This window comes from Corynebacterium cystitidis (genome assembly GCF_900187295.1).
GTDB lineage: Bacteria > Actinomycetota > Actinomycetes > Mycobacteriales > Mycobacteriaceae > Corynebacterium > Corynebacterium cystitidis.
This window is the reverse complement of record NZ_LT906473.1, coordinates 1,920,241-1,935,633: the sequence shown is the minus strand read 5'-3', so window position 1 is coordinate 1,935,633 and position 15,393 is coordinate 1,920,241. Positions and strand designations below refer to the sequence as shown.

Here is a 15,393-nt window from a genome sequence, read left to right as displayed (position 1 = left end):
AGGCTAAGAAGCTTTAAAGCCTTGAAGAGTAGGGCAGCTCTAGCTTCCTAGCAACTGCTCTACCGAAGCAGGGTCAGCGTCGGAAAGCATGCCGCGGCAGCGGTCATACTCGGCGTCGTCGCCGATTGTCTTGCTGGCCAACGCCAACATTGCGATCGCACGCAGCACACCCTGGTTCGGCTCATGAGAAAAAGGCACCGGGCCCCACCCCTTCCACCCATTCGCGCGCAAGCGATCAAGGGAGCGGTGGTACCCGGTGCGCGCGTATGCGTAGGCGATCAGGGTGTCGCCGTCATCCAGTTCCTTTTCGGCACGAGCAGCCCACACGCTCGGCGAATCAGGATGCGCATAGGCCGTGTCGTCGGCAAGCAGGTCTTTACCGGTAGCGGGATCCTCAGGCAGGTGAAGTGGGGCAGGGGCGAGCATGTCATTAATTTCCATGTGCCCAGGGTACCTGCGATCGCTGAGCGGGGGGCTTGTCAGACCGGCGACATACTGTACCGGCGACAGATGTGGTCGACAAATGCCGGTTTGGTTCAGGTGGATAGGGGATTTGTCGACTGAATGTGACGCCCCGGTCAGCTGCGGCCAGCCCCGGCAGGCTACAGCAGGCTATGGCCGAGGGTCTGGGTCGGTTGTCCGCAGGACCTGCCGCTGCACAATCTCCAGCGGACCGCGCTTGAAAAACAACAACCACACCGGCGCGAACACCAGCGGGACCAGCAGGTTCACCCAGGACCACTCCACCCACGCAAGATTCATGCCGCGCGAGGAAAGCCAGCCCAAAAACACGATGTGGGCGGTGTACACCGAAAGCGGCATGCGCCCCACCGCGCGCAATGGGTACACAAGAATGTTGAACGGGCGCCACAGACACACCAGCACGCACACGCCAATGACCAGCAGCGCCGTGCCAATACTGCCGATCAGTTCCGCCACCGACCCCGAATGCGGCACATAAACCCAAAGCCAACCGGCATCATCAACAGGGGTAACACCCGTAGCGCTGCGCAACAACGCGGTGAACTCCTCAAGTTCCACGCCACGGGCAGCCTGCTTATCGACGAACCCACTGCGCGACAAAAACACCGAAGACAGCCACAACCCCGCCGCAGCCAGCACACCACCGATACCGATCAGCCCGTCCCAGGCGGTGCGCCATTTCACCAGAGCATTACCCGTAGCCATCCCGGCAACAAACACCGGCGCGAATGTAAGCACTGGAAAACCACCTGTGACAAGCAAGAGCTCGAGAGCGCGGGAGGGGTCGTCGATAAGCATGGGCCAGGTGGGCACGGCACCCTCGCCGGGCTGGAGATGGGTGCGCCACAGCATCGACAACCACGGAAAGAGCAAAGCGCCGGTGGCGGCGAGTACGGCCTGCAGCCAGCCGGGCGCGCGGAACAGCAGGGGAGCCACCAGCAGATAGAGCGCGCCGTAGGTGGTGAGGATAACAATCGGGCCGGTATTTGCAGTGGTGATCGTCAGACCCAGCGCCACCAGGAGCAGCCCGCGCACCACAAATTGCGTAAGCGAAGCGCCGACAGTGCGGGTGCGCGACATCAAGATCACCGACACTCCCGCCAGCACCGTAAACAAGATCGTGGAGCGGCCTTGAAACAGCCGGTAGAACCAGTTGTCTGGGTCCTGGTGGTAGAAGCTGTGCATCACAAACATGCCAAAGATGGCAATGGCGCGGGCAAGATCAAGGCCGTCTACACGTTCCTGGCGCACGACCTGCTAGCTCCAGAAGTCAGAGGCGTTGAGCCCAAACGAATACACCATGCGGCGCAACAGTGGCAGGGAAATCCCGATCACGCTGGTGGGATCGCCCTCGATCCCGTCAATGAACCAGCTGCCCAATGACTCCAACGTAAAAGCACCCGCACAGCCCAGCGGCTCGCCGGACGCCGCGTAGGCCTCAATATCAGCGTCGGAAACATTGCCGAAGTGCACCGCGGTAGACACGGTCTCCACCTTCCACTGCCCCCGATAGCACACGGCATGCCCGGTGAGCAGCTGCGCAGTCTTGCCACGCTGCGCTTTCCACCGCTCAATGGTGCGCTGAACAGTAAGAGGCTTGCCCACCAAGTGCCCATCCAGCAGCAGCATCGAATCACACCCCACAACTACATCGTCGGGGAATTCGGGCACAATCACCTCGGCTTTCCCCTGAGCCAGGGCAGCAACCTTGGTGGCGGGTTCTTCGTCGATAAGCGACGCAAGCAGGCCGTCTTCATCAATGTCCGCAGGCCGGACCACGGGGGTGACACCGCCTGATTCGAGGATCATGCGGCGCGACGGGGACTGCGAGGCAAGCACAAGACGCGGAGACATGTGTTAAATCCTAGCGGGTAGAATCTAGACTCACGCTTTTCGACGACCCCTGCCGCGCAAAGGAGCTGGAATGCTAAGTGTTGGACTGTTTGGGGCTTTTCTCGCCGGGGTGCTCAGCCTGATTAGTCCGTGTTCGGCGCTGCTGGTGCCCGCCTTCTTCGCCTACGCATTTGCCAGCACCCGGCAACTATTGGGGAAAACCCTGGTGTTTTTCCTAGGGCTGGCGGTGGTGCTGGTGCCGATCGGCACTGGGCTGGGCGGCCTGGGAGCGCTGGCGGTGAACCACCGCGACACCCTGATTACCGTGGGTGGGGTAGTGATGATCCTGCTGGGCATCTACGCCTTCTTCGGAGGTGGGTTCCGGCTACCAGGGGCTGCGGGCATGCAGGCGCGGCTAAGTGGCGCCGGAACCCTGGGCATATTTGCTTTAGGCGCGGTGTACGGGTTTGCCGGGTTTTGTGCCGGGCCATTGCTGGGAGCGGTGCTGACTACGGCAGCCGTGAGTGGCTCTGCATTTTATGGGGCTGCGATCATGGCGGTGTATGCGCTGGGCATGGCGGTGCCGCTGTTCGTGATGGCAGCGCTGTGGGACAGGTGTGATGTGGGCAACATGGCCTGGTTGCGCGGACGTGAGGTGAGTTTTGGGCCGGTGCGCACCAACTCTGTGCAGATGATCTCCGGTGCCATGTTTGTGGTGGTAGGCCTGATTTTCCTGCTCACACACGGCACGGGAGCTTTGAGCAGCTGGTTGGATGCAGACACCCGTAACTCCATCGAGCTGTGGGCGCTGGATGTGGCAGGCTCTGTGAATGATGGCCTGGTGTGGCTGCTACTCGGTGTCCTGGCCGTGGTGGGGGTTGTGTGGTGGGGCAGTAAGAGAGCTAGCAAGTCCGGTCGATGAATCTTCTCAAAACGGCCCGAAAATCGGGTTTATGGCAAGATTCATCGACCGCAGCGGGGCTTAGCAAAAAAGGCTTAGTAAAAAGTCACCGAGCTGAAAGCAGCCGGGTTGTACAGGGTTTGGTTGGTCAGGCGCGATTCTGGGGTGCCCCACAGGTTGCGTTCTGTCTCAGTTGTTGCCTTGGTGGCTTCTACATACAGGGACGTGAGCACGGCGGTCAGCGCCGCCAGCTCGTCGTCGCTGGGGTTGCCCTTGAGCACCTTAAACATTGGGCTAGTCATCGGTGAATTCTCCTTTGATCCTTACAGCGGAATATTACCGTGCTTCTTCGGGCGGGGGTGCAGCACCTTACGTTCCAGCAGGCGCAGGCCCTCAGTGACCTGGGTGCGGGTAGCACTCGGCTCAATGACCGCATCAATCAGCCCGCGCTCCGCGGCCACATACGGGTTGGTATTGGCTTCAGCGTATTCTTCCACATTCGTGGCTAATTTTTCAGCAGCCGTGGGGGCGTCGGCAAGCGCGATCTGCGCCGTAGGCCACGCAAACGCAAAGTCAGCGCCCAAGTCCTTGGAGCCCATGAGCACGTAGCTTGCGCCGAGTGCTTTGCGCGTGACCACAGTGATCGTGCCTACCTGGGCTTCAGCGTACGCATACGCCAGAGCCGCAGCGCGCGTAACGACGCCCGCGTGTTCCTCTTCTTGTGATGGCACAAAGCCGGGGGAGTCCACAAACTTCACGATGGGAAGGTTGAACGCATCACACATCCGGATAAACCGCGCCGCTTTGTCTGCTGCGGCGGCGGTGAGGCAACCCGCCAGGCTCTGCGGCTGGTTGGCCACAATACCCACCGCGCGGCCGGAGATGTGCGCGAAGCCGGTGACAATATTGTCGGCGAAATCGGGTTTAAGCTCCAGCAGATCGCCATCGGTGACCTGCTTGATGATCTCGCGTACGTCATAGGTGGCCTCATCGTTGTCTGGCATGAACGTGTTTAGCGCGGTGGTGTCCACGTTGTCTGGCGCCTCGGCAATCGGGGCGTCTGCGCGGTTGTTCACCGGCAGGAAGCTGATGACTTCGCGGGCCTGGGCGATCGCGTGCTTATCAGTAGGTGCCACCAGGGACACCAGTCCGGTGGTGTGCGCGTGCACATCTGAGCCACCCAGTTCTTCCGCTGTTGTCGGCTTGCCAGCTACCTTCCCCACGATCTCTGCTTCAGCCAGGTGCACGTTTGCACCCTCAACCATGATGGTGAGATCCGCCAGTGGCACCTGGAGCGCTGCAATAGAGGAAGTAGCGCCCGCAACAACTGCGATCTGCGGAATCAAACCGCTCGCCTCCGTGGCCGCACGCAGCAGCTTCGCGTACATGGCGGCGGTGACCACGCCTTCCTGGAAGCGTGGGCCTGAAGAGTCATAAATGCCTACCAGTGGCACACCTGTTTTGGTAGCCAGCTCATAAATCTTGAGCATCTTCTCGGCGTAGACCTCGCCGAGCTGGCCGTCAAAAATGGTGGGGTCTTGGGAGAACACGCACACGCGGCGCCCGTCGATCTGCCCATAACCAGTGACAACTCCGTCAGTCAGGGGCTGTTGGCGGTCCATGTCGTACTCTTCGACCCGGTGCTTTGCTAGGGCATCGGTTTCGGTAAAGGTGTTTTCGTCGAGAAGCTCCTGCACCCGCTCGCGGGCCGTCTGGTTGCCTGCGGCGTGGGTGGATTCAATAACGTCGCTGCCCAGCGGGGCCTGCGCCTGCTCCAGGCGGGTACGCAGATCTGCTAGTTTGCCAGCGGTAGTTTTCAAATCGGGTTGAGAAGCAGTCATAATCTCACAGTCTAAGTCGTGCACGGTGGTTCATGTGTGATCGGGGCACGTGTGCCTGCATGAGTATCGCCCTCGGTGGTGGTTTCGTTTCACGTGGGCGGTTCACGTGCTGGGAGGTGGCTGCGTTCGGAGACCGCGAAAACAGGCTTTTCTGGAGGGTTCCTAAGGAGGAAAAGTGCTTTCAGGGTCTTGCTTTCCTTAATTCCCTGGACGAGCATCTGGACCCCGACTTCGCAGAAGAGGAGCTTATCGACGCTTCTATCCTTTTCGATGACTACAGCGGATGAGAAACCGACGACACTGAAGCGACCACCTACCAAGGCTCAGGTTGCAGCGGCACAACTAATCGTCAAGAGAAAATGTGAGGCGAGAGGGACCATCGAAAATCCTCCTCAGATGAGGGAGCTTGCGGCGATGTCAGTCGACGATGTTGCTTTTGACGCGTAAATTGAAATTGGCCTAGGCTTTCAACTTCCACGTGGCGCCGGGGGATCATTTTCTGTGAAGGTTTCCTGAAAGCGCTGTGTTGAAGAAGTTTTTCACCCCCTTGTATGGCGGTTTCAAGCACTAGAATTAGCATCATGTTAAGCGATGCAGATATCAGTAACCACTGGTCAGGACGAGCAGCCGAGTACCATGAGCACCATCTGACCAAAGTGCGTTTCCCGCACTATCGTGAGGCGTGGACAAAGGTGCTCATTCAGGCGCTTCCACCACCGCCTGCGCGCATTCTTGATGCAGGAACAGGCCCTGGATATGTTGCGGAGTTATGTTCTGACATCGGTTATGAGGTCGTCGGCATTGATATTGCCCCCGGCATGCTGGAACTTGCGCGGAAAAATTATCCACACCTCGAATTCATTGAGACCAACGTGGTTAACCCACAGGTGGAGGGAGTTTTTGATGCGGTTGTGGCACGCTACGTCCTGTGGACTCTAACAGATCCGCAGCGCGCGTTAACACGCTGGATGGAACTGATTCCTGCCGGTGGTCTGATCGTGGCTATTGATGCAAATTGGCACCCTGGCGGCCAGCAAACTGAGGATCAACGCTATAACGCTGATGATTTGGCAGCGTTACCACTTGCTACCGCGACCAGTCCCGAGCCATACGTGGAGCTATTTACTCGTGTCGGCCTGGAAAACGTGACATGTACCGAGCTGACAGAGATTGGGAAGCTGAACGAGATACATAAAGTTCCTGTCGGCCAGCACACCATCCCACAGTATGTTTTCATCGGGAGAAAGCCAAAATAAACTTTCCACCGTATTCAGATCACGGCTACAGTCCATCGGTCACAGACCCACCCAAATCTGAACGGCCTGCACAAAAGTGTGAAATATCTGAGATCTTTTCTGCGGTCGGTGTGGTTGTTCGTCGTCAAGCACCTGTCACAAATACCCATCACGCCGTAAGCGCCGAAAGCGGGAATGTCACCGTGCTATCACCCAGGTTTGCTGTGGGGCCCGTGCCCGTAATCACCGCAGCAAAAGTTGGTGCGGGCCGGTCGATCTGCGCGATCGCTTTCTGCAGCCGCTCATTGCCTGCCGTGATTTGCCCACCGCCAAGCTTGACCTCAATGGCCGCCCATGTGTTGTTTGGCAGATCGATCACTGCGTCGATTTCGTGCCCGTTAGAGTCTCGGTAGTGGGATACTTTCCCGCCTAGCGCCTGCGCGTATACGCTCAGATCATGAATCACCGCTGACTCAAAGAGGAACCCGAGTGTTTCTGGGTCGCGCTGTAACCTATCGGTGTCCGCCCCGAGTAGCCGGGCCCCTAAGCTTGGGTCTGCCAGGTGATATTTCGCGGATTTACGCAGCGCAGCCTTGGAACGTAGAGCGGTGGCCAGAGCGGGTTGCTTATCGACGACAAACACCCGCTCCAGAAGACCGAGGAAGTGACTGATTGTTTCTGGGGCTGGAGTGGGCAGCGTTGTTCCCATGTCTTTGCGCAAAGTCGCAATACTTACTTCTGTTGCTGTGTTGCGTGCCAGGGAACTCAGTAACGTCCGTAGGACAATGGGTTCGTGTCGAATCTCTGCAAGTCTGTGAACATCAATTTCAACGACATCATCAATATAACCGTCCAAGAGTGCGTTAGCACCGTCGGTTGGCATGGTGATCAGTCCCGGGAATCCTGGTTGAAGGAGCAGGCTGATTACCTGGTTGAGGGTTAGTTCCGCCGGGTGGACACTGACTGTGGGGTCGTCGAAAAGTTCTTGCAGTGACAGTTTTGGGTCGAGGTCAGCCTTTTCGGTCCATGTCATGGTCCGTTGGCGGATTCTTGCGAATCGCCCAGCTCCGGAGTGGCGTCGAATATCGTCGTCCGGTACCGCAGAACCAGTCAGGATGAAACGCCCCGGCCCCTGTGCGAAGTCGACTTCGCGGCGCACGATATTCCAGAGTTGTGGGTAGAGCTGCCACTCGTCGAGCAGCCGAGGAGCGGGGCCGTTGATGAGTTGTTGGATATCAATATCGGCAATTGTGGCTGTGGCGGGATCATCGAAAAACACCATCGAGTTGGAGAGCTGCATCCCGGTTCGGGTCTTGCCACACGCTCGGGGACCTTCAATGACCACAGCCCCTACTGATTCCAGTAGGGAAGTCAGTTGCTGATCGATAACCCGTGGACGATACGGCGTTGAGGGTTCTCTTATCGAATCCATGTGGGCCAGTGTATTTGCTAAAAGCGCAGTACACAAGCTCTACACCGTGATTTGTGGCGACCCTACACCGTGATTTGTGGCGACCCTACACCGTGATTTGTGGAATCTGTGGACAGGAGAGTGTGATCAGCCGGGTCTGCTGCAACAGGTTGATGCCCACCTAACCGATCCTGATTGCTGGGCCTTAATTGTTCGGTCCCATTTGCCCAGAATAAAGTATCCAGAATGAAGTATTAAGACCGTGAGGTCTGCCCCACCAGTAACATTGTGGCGGTTTTTGTGACAGAAGCGACTAACCTCAAGGTCTACATACTTCATTTTGCGGCGTCTGCTGCGGCGTCTGCTGCAGCGTCTACTGTGGCACGTGCAGCATCAAGGCCAAGAAAACAGAGCGACTTCGTCAAAAACTTAGCGGTATCGTCGGAAGTATGCCCCTACTTACAGATGCATCCTGGCTTCACTCCCGCCTCTCCGACGTCACGCTCATTGATGCCACTACTATCTTCGACCCCGCAGAACCTGACAACCGGGTTCAGGCGCGCAAGAGCCGCGACGCTTACGAGGCTGGACATATTCCCGGCGCGGTTCACGCTGACCTCATGTACGCGCTTGCCCGCCAGGATACGCACCTGCATTGCATGGCCCTAGACTCTGTCGATTTCCAGAGCGAGGCCCGCAAGCTGGGTATCTCTGACGATTCCCACATCGTCATCTATGACCAAGGCACCATGATGTGGGCTACCCGCCTGTGGTGGAACCTGCGGCTGGAGGGACATAGTAACGTCAGTGTCTTCGACGGTGGTTTGCCAGCCTGGCGCGAGAGGGGCTACCCGGTCGAAACCGGCACGGTTACGGCAGTGCCCGGAGATTTCACTGCTTGCCGACGCCCCGAGCTCTACGCCACTGTCGATGATGTCGCCGCCGCCATTGATGACCCGTCTACAATATTGATCAATGCCTTGGACCGCGATAGCTACATTAAGGCACACATCCCTGGTTCCGTTAACGTTCCCTGTGCAGAAGCGGTTGATGCTGCGGCCTTTGAGGCTGTTGGCGCGCTTGATGAGGGCAAGCGCGTAATTACTTATTGTGGCGGTGGCATCGCCGCTACTTTCGATGCCTTCCAGCTTGCTCGCCTGGGCCGCGATGATGTCCGGGTCTATGACGGTTCTATGACTGACTGGACTTCTGATCCCTCCCGGCCCTTAGAGCATGGCACCGATTAGTTTTAGCTGGCTGTGCGCTTGATTTCGGTATTCCACTCGCGGTGGAAGAACTCCTCTTCGCCTTCCCAACAGGTGATGATCGATGTGACGTAGAACTTTGAGGCATCGCAGGTGATACGCGTGGTGGCCTCCAGCGAGGTCTTCCAGCCCATGTCAGGTCGCGCCAGGCCCACCTTCCAGATGGATTCGGTGCGGGCGGTGGTGGGATCATCATCCTGGATCCAGTAGCGTTCGATGGTGTCTTCGTCGTAATGCAAACCATCAGGGTAGATCCGTGTGCCGCCGTAGGACGGGTCCACCTCCAGCAGGGTTTCGGACTTCACCGCGTCGGTGGACACCACACGCTCGGGCCTTCGCACACCGCCACGGCCGTGCTCGGGGTACTGCACGTCCACAGGTTCGGGCTGGACGGGCCCGTCGAAAACAACTTTCTGATCCAGCTCCGTCACACCAGCAGTGCGAACAGGCACCTCAATGTGGGAACCGGACGGCGATACCTCGATGGGGTTGTCGGTGCCCTGCGGCCAGATCCAGGGCCAATACGCGGTGGACAGGGCCACGCGCAGCACATGGCCGGCCGGAACTTTATAGCCGATGCCGGTCATGGGGAAGGACACGTCCACCCACTGGCCAGCAGGCATATCGACGACCCTGTCGCGGCCTTCACTTTAGTTCTGCTGGGTGGTAAATCTTCGGGGCGAAGGGTGGTAAATCTTCGGGGCGAAGGGTGGTAAATCTTCGATGTGAAGGGTGGTAAATCTTCGTTTTATCGTTGTAGCGCTAAAATGATGGGCCATGAGGATTGTTAAGCGGGAGCTTCTCCGGCATAGCGTTAGTTTGGCGCGTGAGATTCTGGCAGATAGCCCGCTGCTAGTAGTACAGGGCGCACGGCAGGTGGGAAAATCTACTTTACTGCGGCAAGCGTTTTTGCCGGAGGAGGCCGTGTTTACAACTATGGACGATAGCTCAGCTGCCACGTTGGCAAAGGCGGATCCACGTGGCTTTGTGGAGCAATCTCCTGAGAAGACACTCGTCATCGATGAGGCACAGCGTGTGCCGGAACTAGCCCTTGCTTTGAAAGCGAGTATTGATGCGGATCGTCGGCCGGGGCGTTTTGCCGTCACTGGATCTGCTGACCTTTTGCGGTCACCGGGGGTGTCAGATTCGCTAGCAGGCCGGGCTGAGAGTCTACATCTCGGCCCGTTGAGTCAGGGTGAAATTCAGGAGCGGACGCAGCCGGAGGACTGGGTGAGCTGGATGCTTGACGGTGCACCAGACCTTGCTGGTATTAAAGGCAACCCTGACACAGTTCGTGAGGCGGTTATCCGGGGAGGCTACCCGGAACCGTTAAAGCGTTCTACTCCTGCGCGTATTGATTCATGGTTCGATTCTTACGTCAATAACCTGCTTGTTTATGATGCGGGGCATATCTTTGCTGGATCCAGTTTGCATCTTCACTTGGATAAGTTGCTTCATCTTGTTGCGGCGCAGGGCCATGCGGAACTTGTCAAGGCTAAGTTTGCCCGTTCCTTGGGACTAGCGGAATCGACGCTGAGCCAGCACCTCGAGCTGTTGAAAACCATGTATCTCACTCACGAATTGGTTGGCTGGGGTCTGGGTTTTTCGGGGCGTGTGACGCGTAGACCTAAGTTGAGCTTGCATGACACTGGGCTTGCTAGTTCACTGACAGGGTTGACTGTTGAAAAGTCTAGGCTAGTTGGGGGCATGGAGTATTTCGGCGCTCTCCTTGAGGGCTTCGTTGCTGGGGAGCTTTTCAAACAGCGATCTTGGTCGCAATCCCGCTATCGCCTCTACCATTTCCGCGAGCGAGACACGGAAATAGATATTGTTGTGGAGCTTCGCGACGGCAGGCTGATCCTTGTGGAGGTGAAGTCTGCCCGTGACGTCAATGCGAAGGCTTGGGCGCATCTTTCTACTGTGAGAAAGCGCCTAGGACGGGGCCGGGTAGCTGCAGCCGTGGTGCTCTACATGGGGGAGCACGCTGCAGCCGTCAATCTTGAAGGCGGCCCAGTTCACCTTCTCCCGGTTAATAGCTTGTGGGCTCATCCGTAGACACCAGCCTAGGTCCTGCTTAGGGGTGGGGCCTAGATTTCTCGCTTCTGCGCAAGACCCAGAGTAGGTGGTGTGGTTGTTTCGCCACGGAGCCATGCCATGACTTCGGTGCGGTTTACGTTGGTAAAAGGTACCATACCGATACCGAATGTTCGAAGCGGTGCGGGTTCATTGTCGACGGTGCGTTGGAGATCCCCGGTAGCTAGCAGCATTGGGTCGCCCACTGCTGGTAAGGAGACTTCGTGAGCATATGCCCAGCGAATGCCTCCAGGGCCTGAGAAGTAGATTTCTTCGCGTCCCCTCCATACTTGAGTGTGGTGAACATAGCCGGGGCCAGCTATGACATGCACTCGTGAATGCGGAAACCGCAATAATATAGCGCTAGTGAATATGGTTGCTAGTATTGCGTACACAATGAACCTAGGCGAGATTGCAATCGAATACATTATCGTAGCGCCGATTGTAAGCCCTGATACCTTCATCAAGATAATCAGCGGTGGGGTTCGCTCCCACACTAGAAAGTTTCCTTCCCATCGCGCAGTAGGAAAAAGAAACCCCAGGCGCGGTACAGGCCGGTTGACATATAGGTGAATAAGCCCAGGGATTACAGCGAGAACCAAACTAATGTGAAGCAAGATGAGCGCTACCTTACGGCTGGGGGAGGGGTTGATCGTCAAGCTGATCCATGTGAAAAACACAATAGATATCCCAATTACGATCATCGTGAGAGTCACAACGATGATTGAGAGCCTACGCACACGCGGGTATTCCCAGTGTTCCATCCTTATTGCTCCTTGACGTAGTTCTTGTGGTGCAGGTAGTCCCATCGGCCGTAGCGGTTACGTTCTAGTAAGTACTCGACTGACTCATTGACAGCGCCCGAGAAGAATCCACCAAACGCTGCTCCCAATGCGCCACCTGTCGTGCCACCAGTTGCAGTCCCTCCTGGGCCGCCTAATGAACCGAGAGCGGCACCGCCTAATACGCCTGCACCCATTCCGATGGCTGGGGCTGTTGCACCTGCTAAAGAGGAAATAATCGCGATATCAACATCTTCACCATTACGGATATCATTGACTGTTGTTGCTACGTCTAAGGAAACTCCCACTGGGAAAAAGATTCGAGATGCTATCTGGCCTGATTCGGCAATGAACTTGTCAGGCGATGAGGTAAGTGAATGGAAATAGTTTTCAGTCGTTTGAGTAAACGTTGACCACGCCCCATTAGCAAGATCACTTTCAAGTGAGATGAACCTATCAGCATCACCTAGTTCTGCCTGTTCAATCTCAGTGGCGATGTGGCATCCAGCGTTGCCGAGTTTCTTCACTTTTGCTGTAGTTCATTGAGTGCTGTGTGCCATAAACCCTCAAAGGCATTAAATGCCTTCTCCAGGTGGAAACCTTGCCGCGCGTCGCACCCAACAAGCCCGTTGAACCCTTCGATCCCGTCGGCCATTGATTCTGCAATATTGTTAATGGAGGACCCTGCTGCATCCAGGTCATCGGTGTTGACTTTTAATTTTCCCTGCTTTTCGTTTTCTTTGGCTTCGGGTTGACCAGCATGCCCTTGGTAAACATCAAAGTCTGGTTCGGGTAGTGCGGTGATCTCCCCAGTCGCTATCCGGGCTGCTTCATCAAGACTGTTTAGCTGGTCGTGGGCAGACTGTATACATGTGTTCCATTCTCCGAGGGTTGCGTGATAGGTCTCACTGGCTGTCTTATAAGAATTGAAGGCTACCTGCTGGGTACTAGCGGAAGGTGCGTTGAGAACTGTTCGAGCAGCCGAATTATTCGCGGACGCAGCAGATTCTAATCTGTCGTGGATAGCGTCTGCTTCATCGCGGAGATGAGTCAGATCGTCGGTCACGCCTTCGAATTCGTGGGCGTAGGTTTGAATAGCAGCGATTGCTGTGTCTAGGATCTCTCGTGCCTGTGCTAATAACCCTGGGTAGTATTCACAAACGAAGGTGCGATAGAGCCTGCCCATCTCGCCTTCGAACGTTTCTAGTGCCACCGGGTGTAAATTGTCTTCGGATGTGGACAAGGTGTCGCTAGAATCACGTTTACGGCCGAGCTCACGAAAAACGGTAGCTGGATTGCCCCCTGGGTGAAAGAAGTCACGATCAAAGCGCGGAACGTCGTTGATAATTTCCACATTAAACATAAGCCCCCCAAAGTTCAGTGTTCTCTCAGGCTAGCGTAGACGAAGAAATTTGTCAGCAGAAGTGAGTCAGCAGGATGTTGCGTCGTGGAATTTAGCTTCAGGAATCCGATTGAATTCTTCTCTAAACACTTGCCCTGTTTTCAGCCCGTGCGCTCGCGAGACTGTTGTGGTGGCAGGCAGCATTGATTGTTGTGATAATGGCTGATCCCTGATGAAGAAGTACCTCTCGAACTGCTAAGGGATCAATGGGGATCACCAGGACAAACCCCGAATCAGAACCCGTGAAAAGTACACATTTTTCCCCTTAAACCTCTGGTTAGAAAAACGAAGACCAGCCCTGGACTCCCGCCAAGGCGGGCAGCGGAACTGGTCGTGTCGTCTCGAAGGTACCTATTCGGGACGAGCTGTACAAGGCAACTTCACGCTCATCTTGACATGAGGTACTCCATGCCTAGCGTAGGCGTGGAATTATGTCAGCAGTGATCCTAAGGACATGCATCAGCCGATGTGTCTGGTCACACCCAATACACCAGTCTTGACACTTGGTTTCTTCCTCACGCAAGACAGCCACCTTTGACGGGACTGCCTCAGCCAGGATATCGAAGTACGCTCTTACTTCCTGATCCGCCTGCTTGTCGTAAGTGCTGGTAGCCGTGATAAATCCTGCTGGGTATATCATGCCCTCTCACAAACCCAGCCCGCTCCAGCTTTTGAGACCTGATCGGGCATCAGAGTGGCAAATCTTCGTTTAGCGGTTTGAACTGTAACAGCGGTGGCCACTATAGCATTTCAGTCACGCTGCGGAGCACCCGTTCTTAGCTTTAGCCGGTGCATTCGCTTAACGACGACCACTTGGTGCTCGCAATGAGAATTATTCGTGGTGGTAGGGCAGAATAGCGAGCATATGAACATCTTTATTGCTAACAATCTCGACGGGTTGGGGTTTTCTGACGGTAGGATTGCGTCAATGGTGGCCGACGCTGAAGCTGGTGCGGGATCCCCGGATCGGCTAGACCATCCGGTGGCAGAGTTTTTTCTAACAAGTTCTTTCTAGCACTTCCGCAGGAGACCCGCGCTGCAATTGTCGCTAAGGACAAAGAACGTGGAAAGTCCATCACTGAGGTGCTGATCGACGCCGTCACAACCATTTCGCGGCGTAGCCTTGGAAATGTGGTCGCCCAACGGCTCTGGCTCGGCCAGCTCTTATTTGTCAACCTCTCGACGGTGTCCAATCTCGATCGCCAATACAATAGCCTGGTTGTCGTTGATTTCGCACAGAATGCGGTAGTTCCCGACACGGTATCGCCAGCTTCCTGCACGGTCGCCAGAGAGCACTTTACCGTGTTCGCGTGGGTTCGTGCTGTCAGAAACGTATTTGCGCAGCCATGCGAGGATGATGCGTCGGACGCCCGGGTCCAATTTTGAGAGTTGTTTGTCTGCCCGCTTGGTGAATCTCAAGCTATACCGAGTCATAGGTACTTAGCTTCAATTTCTTCTAAAGTAAGCGTTTCAGAGTCTGCTTCGTATTCGCGTTTTGCTTTGTCCCAGATTGTAAGGTCGAGTTCGTCTTCGATTTTTCCAGCGCAGCGCGCCGCACGAACTCGCCTACTGAAACGTTCATCGTCGTGGCGTAGTCAGCGATCAGTTTCTTATCTTCATCATCGATGCGGATGGACAGAGTTGATGATGGCATGGTTTCTTCTCCTTTTTCTGTAACACAATGTAGTGCATCTAGCGGGTGTAGGAAAAGGGCCAAACCTTACCTGTCTGCTCCGCATCCAGGAATAGGTGCCCTTGGTCATCGGTGGCTACTTCGGTCGTGGTTGGCGTGCCGCGCTTCGGGGAGGGCCCGTCGACTCCTTTGCCCGTACACACGACGAATGCTCCCGCTTCAGCTTCGAGCTCGCGGATTTCCACATTAGCTGGGTACGTTGCCTGGTCTCGTCGCTCCATCTGTTCGCGCGTGCGTCGGAATCCAAGGGGCTTCGTGTGTCAAAACAGTACGTGTGCACATTCGTGTATCAGGGTTTGAAATTCCGTCGCCGGCTAGTCCTGCACCGAGTGCCCCTGACATCGGGTTGATGCCGATGTAGCAGGCATGTTTAAGGAACTTATCGACGAATGGCTGTCGGCACGGTCGCTAGGTGGAAGAGATGCCTATGGACAAAATGAGCGATCAAGACCAGTATCTTCGGCTCTGGGGACA

19 protein-coding genes are annotated in these 15,393 nt (G+C 56.2%); 6 read left to right on the top strand and 13 right to left on the bottom strand.

Annotated elements, in window-relative coordinates:
* Positions 1-39: 39 nt before the first annotated feature.
* The 3 genes from CKV99_RS09110 to CKV99_RS09100 form a co-directional block, all read right to left on the bottom strand.
* Positions 40-441, bottom strand: a complete 402-nt coding sequence (locus CKV99_RS09110; RefSeq protein ID WP_092256080.1) for a DUF3151 domain-containing protein — start codon at positions 439-441, stop codon at positions 40-42.
* A 171-nt stretch (positions 442-612) separates the two neighbouring features.
* A complete protein-coding gene (locus CKV99_RS09105) occupies positions 613-1,734 on the bottom strand; it encodes a DUF418 domain-containing protein (protein ID WP_092256078.1) in 1,122 nt (373 codons plus the stop codon).
* A 6-nt stretch (positions 1,735-1,740) separates the two neighbouring features.
* The gene (locus CKV99_RS09100; RefSeq protein WP_092256075.1) at positions 1,741-2,337 is read right to left on the bottom strand and encodes a Maf family protein; all 597 of its coding nucleotides are present in this window, start codon (positions 2,335-2,337) and stop codon (positions 1,741-1,743) included.
* Positions 2,338-2,407: 70 nt separating this feature from the next.
* Here CKV99_RS09100 and CKV99_RS09095 point away from each other — a divergent pair, with 70 nt between their 5' ends.
* On the top strand, positions 2,408-3,238 hold the full coding sequence (locus CKV99_RS09095) for a cytochrome c biogenesis CcdA family protein (RefSeq protein WP_092256072.1): 831 nt from the start codon (positions 2,408-2,410) through the stop codon (positions 3,236-3,238).
* A 74-nt stretch (positions 3,239-3,312) separates the two neighbouring features.
* Here the strand turns inward: CKV99_RS09095 and CKV99_RS09090 are convergent, their stop codons facing one another.
* Both CKV99_RS09090 and CKV99_RS09085 read right to left on the bottom strand, forming a co-directional pair.
* Positions 3,313-3,519 (bottom strand): acyl-CoA carboxylase subunit epsilon, encoded by a 207-nt coding sequence (locus CKV99_RS09090; protein WP_169872628.1) that lies wholly within the window; start codon positions 3,517-3,519, stop codon positions 3,313-3,315.
* A 21-nt stretch (positions 3,520-3,540) separates the two neighbouring features.
* Complete coding sequence (locus tag CKV99_RS09085) at positions 3,541-5,058, bottom strand: acyl-CoA carboxylase subunit beta (RefSeq protein WP_092256066.1); 1,518 nt, start codon at positions 5,056-5,058, stop codon at positions 3,541-3,543.
* A gap of 59 nt (positions 5,059-5,117) precedes the next feature.
* Between CKV99_RS09085 and CKV99_RS09080 the strand changes: the two genes are divergently transcribed.
* Entirely contained in the window at positions 5,118-5,345 is a 228-nt protein-coding gene (locus CKV99_RS09080) for a hypothetical protein (protein ID WP_092256064.1), read from the top strand.
* A 294-nt stretch (positions 5,346-5,639) separates the two neighbouring features.
* The gene (locus tag CKV99_RS09075; protein WP_157728417.1) at positions 5,640-6,314 is read left to right on the top strand and encodes a class I SAM-dependent methyltransferase; all 675 of its coding nucleotides are present in this window, start codon (positions 5,640-5,642) and stop codon (positions 6,312-6,314) included.
* Positions 6,315-6,462: 148 nt separating this feature from the next.
* On the opposite strand, the gene CKV99_RS09070 is transcribed toward CKV99_RS09075, so the two are convergent.
* On the bottom strand, positions 6,463-7,725 hold the full coding sequence (locus CKV99_RS09070) for an ATP-binding protein (RefSeq protein WP_092256058.1): 1,263 nt from the start codon (positions 7,723-7,725) through the stop codon (positions 6,463-6,465).
* A 428-nt stretch (positions 7,726-8,153) separates the two neighbouring features.
* Here CKV99_RS09070 and CKV99_RS09065 point away from each other — a divergent pair, with 428 nt between their 5' ends.
* Positions 8,154-8,951: a sulfurtransferase gene (locus tag CKV99_RS09065; protein ID WP_092256055.1), complete on the top strand. Its 798-nt coding sequence runs from the start codon at positions 8,154-8,156 to the stop codon at positions 8,949-8,951.
* A gap of 2 nt (positions 8,952-8,953) precedes the next feature.
* On the opposite strand, the gene CKV99_RS09060 is transcribed toward CKV99_RS09065, so the two are convergent.
* Entirely contained in the window at positions 8,954-9,592 is a 639-nt protein-coding gene (locus CKV99_RS09060; protein WP_092256052.1) for a CocE/NonD family hydrolase C-terminal non-catalytic domain-containing protein, read from the bottom strand.
* A 154-nt stretch (positions 9,593-9,746) separates the two neighbouring features.
* Between CKV99_RS09060 and CKV99_RS09055 the strand changes: the two genes are divergently transcribed.
* Positions 9,747-11,024, top strand: a complete 1,278-nt coding sequence (locus tag CKV99_RS09055; protein WP_092256049.1) for an ATP-binding protein — start codon at positions 9,747-9,749, stop codon at positions 11,022-11,024.
* Between the two features lie 32 nt (positions 11,025-11,056).
* Here the strand turns inward: CKV99_RS09055 and CKV99_RS14495 are convergent, their stop codons facing one another.
* The 3 genes from CKV99_RS14495 to CKV99_RS09040 form a co-directional block, all read right to left on the bottom strand.
* The gene (locus tag CKV99_RS14495) at positions 11,057-11,470 is read right to left on the bottom strand and encodes a hypothetical protein (RefSeq protein WP_218141572.1); all 414 of its coding nucleotides are present in this window, start codon (positions 11,468-11,470) and stop codon (positions 11,057-11,059) included.
* 338 nt (positions 11,471-11,808) lie between these two features.
* Entirely contained in the window at positions 11,809-12,351 is a 543-nt protein-coding gene (locus CKV99_RS09045; protein ID WP_092256042.1) for a hypothetical protein, read from the bottom strand.
* Positions 12,348-13,178, bottom strand: coding sequence for a hypothetical protein (locus CKV99_RS09040; RefSeq protein WP_169872626.1), 831 nt, complete (start codon positions 13,176-13,178; stop codon positions 12,348-12,350). The genes CKV99_RS09045 and CKV99_RS09040 overlap by 4 nt, the downstream gene beginning before the upstream one ends.
* Before the next feature lie 913 nt (positions 13,179-14,091).
* Here CKV99_RS09040 and CKV99_RS14305 point away from each other — a divergent pair.
* Positions 14,092-14,241, top strand: a complete 150-nt coding sequence (locus tag CKV99_RS14305) for a hypothetical protein (protein WP_157728415.1) — start codon at positions 14,092-14,094, stop codon at positions 14,239-14,241.
* 149 nt (positions 14,242-14,390) lie between these two features.
* Here the strand turns inward: CKV99_RS14305 and CKV99_RS09030 are convergent, their stop codons facing one another.
* The 3 genes from CKV99_RS09030 to CKV99_RS09020 are packed head-to-tail and all read right to left on the bottom strand — an operon-like array spanning position 14,391 to position 15,140.
* On the bottom strand, positions 14,391-14,660 hold the full coding sequence (locus tag CKV99_RS09030) for a type II toxin-antitoxin system RelE family toxin (RefSeq protein WP_092256033.1): 270 nt from the start codon (positions 14,658-14,660) through the stop codon (positions 14,391-14,393).
* Between the two features lie 22 nt (positions 14,661-14,682).
* The gene (locus tag CKV99_RS09025; protein ID WP_092256029.1) at positions 14,683-14,880 is read right to left on the bottom strand and encodes a DUF6290 family protein; all 198 of its coding nucleotides are present in this window, start codon (positions 14,878-14,880) and stop codon (positions 14,683-14,685) included.
* Positions 14,881-14,918: 38 nt separating this feature from the next.
* Positions 14,919-15,140 carry a hypothetical protein gene (locus tag CKV99_RS09020; RefSeq protein ID WP_092256026.1) on the bottom strand — a complete coding sequence of 74 codons (222 nt, stop codon included), beginning with the start codon at positions 15,138-15,140 and terminating at the stop codon, positions 14,919-14,921.
* Positions 15,141-15,393: the final 253 nt, after the last annotated feature.

What these genes read in the sequence shown, in the direction of transcription:
- CKV99_RS09110 (WP_092256080.1), bottom strand. Translation starts at nt 441, where the DNA reads ATGGAAATTAATGACATGCTCGCCCCTGCCCCACTTCACCTGCCTGAG.
- CKV99_RS09100 (WP_092256075.1), bottom strand. Translation starts at nt 2,337, where the DNA reads ATGTCTCCGCGTCTTGTGCTTGCCTCGCAGTCCCCGTCGCGCCGCATG.
- CKV99_RS09095 (WP_092256072.1), top strand. Translation starts at nt 2,408, where the DNA reads ATGCTAAGTGTTGGACTGTTTGGGGCTTTTCTCGCCGGGGTGCTCAGC.
- CKV99_RS09090 (WP_169872628.1), bottom strand. Translation starts at nt 3,519, where the DNA reads ATGACTAGCCCAATGTTTAAGGTGCTCAAGGGCAACCCCAGCGACGAC.
- CKV99_RS09085 (WP_092256066.1), bottom strand. Translation starts at nt 5,058, where the DNA reads ATGACTGCTTCTCAACCCGATTTGAAAACTACCGCTGGCAAACTAGCA.
- CKV99_RS09080 (WP_092256064.1), top strand. Translation starts at nt 5,118, where the DNA reads ATGAGTATCGCCCTCGGTGGTGGTTTCGTTTCACGTGGGCGGTTCACG.
- CKV99_RS09075 (WP_157728417.1), top strand. Translation starts at nt 5,640, where the DNA reads ATGTTAAGCGATGCAGATATCAGTAACCACTGGTCAGGACGAGCAGCC.
- CKV99_RS09070 (WP_092256058.1), bottom strand. Translation starts at nt 7,725, where the DNA reads ATGGATTCGATAAGAGAACCCTCAACGCCGTATCGTCCACGGGTTATC.
- CKV99_RS09065 (WP_092256055.1), top strand. Translation starts at nt 8,154, where the DNA reads ATGCCCCTACTTACAGATGCATCCTGGCTTCACTCCCGCCTCTCCGAC.
- CKV99_RS09060 (WP_092256052.1), bottom strand. Translation starts at nt 9,592, where the DNA reads ATGCCTGCTGGCCAGTGGGTGGACGTGTCCTTCCCCATGACCGGCATC.
- CKV99_RS09055 (WP_092256049.1), top strand. Translation starts at nt 9,747, where the DNA reads ATGAGGATTGTTAAGCGGGAGCTTCTCCGGCATAGCGTTAGTTTGGCG.
- CKV99_RS14495 (WP_218141572.1), bottom strand. Translation starts at nt 11,470, where the DNA reads ATGTATTCGATTGCAATCTCGCCTAGGTTCATTGTGTACGCAATACTA.
- CKV99_RS14305 (WP_157728415.1), top strand. Translation starts at nt 14,092, where the DNA reads ATGAACATCTTTATTGCTAACAATCTCGACGGGTTGGGGTTTTCTGAC.
- CKV99_RS09030 (WP_092256033.1), bottom strand. Translation starts at nt 14,660, where the DNA reads ATGACTCGGTATAGCTTGAGATTCACCAAGCGGGCAGACAAACAACTC.
- CKV99_RS09025 (WP_092256029.1), bottom strand. Translation starts at nt 14,880, where the DNA reads ATGCCATCATCAACTCTGTCCATCCGCATCGATGATGAAGATAAGAAA.
- CKV99_RS09020 (WP_092256026.1), bottom strand. Translation starts at nt 15,140, where the DNA reads ATGGAGCGACGAGACCAGGCAACGTACCCAGCTAATGTGGAAATCCGC.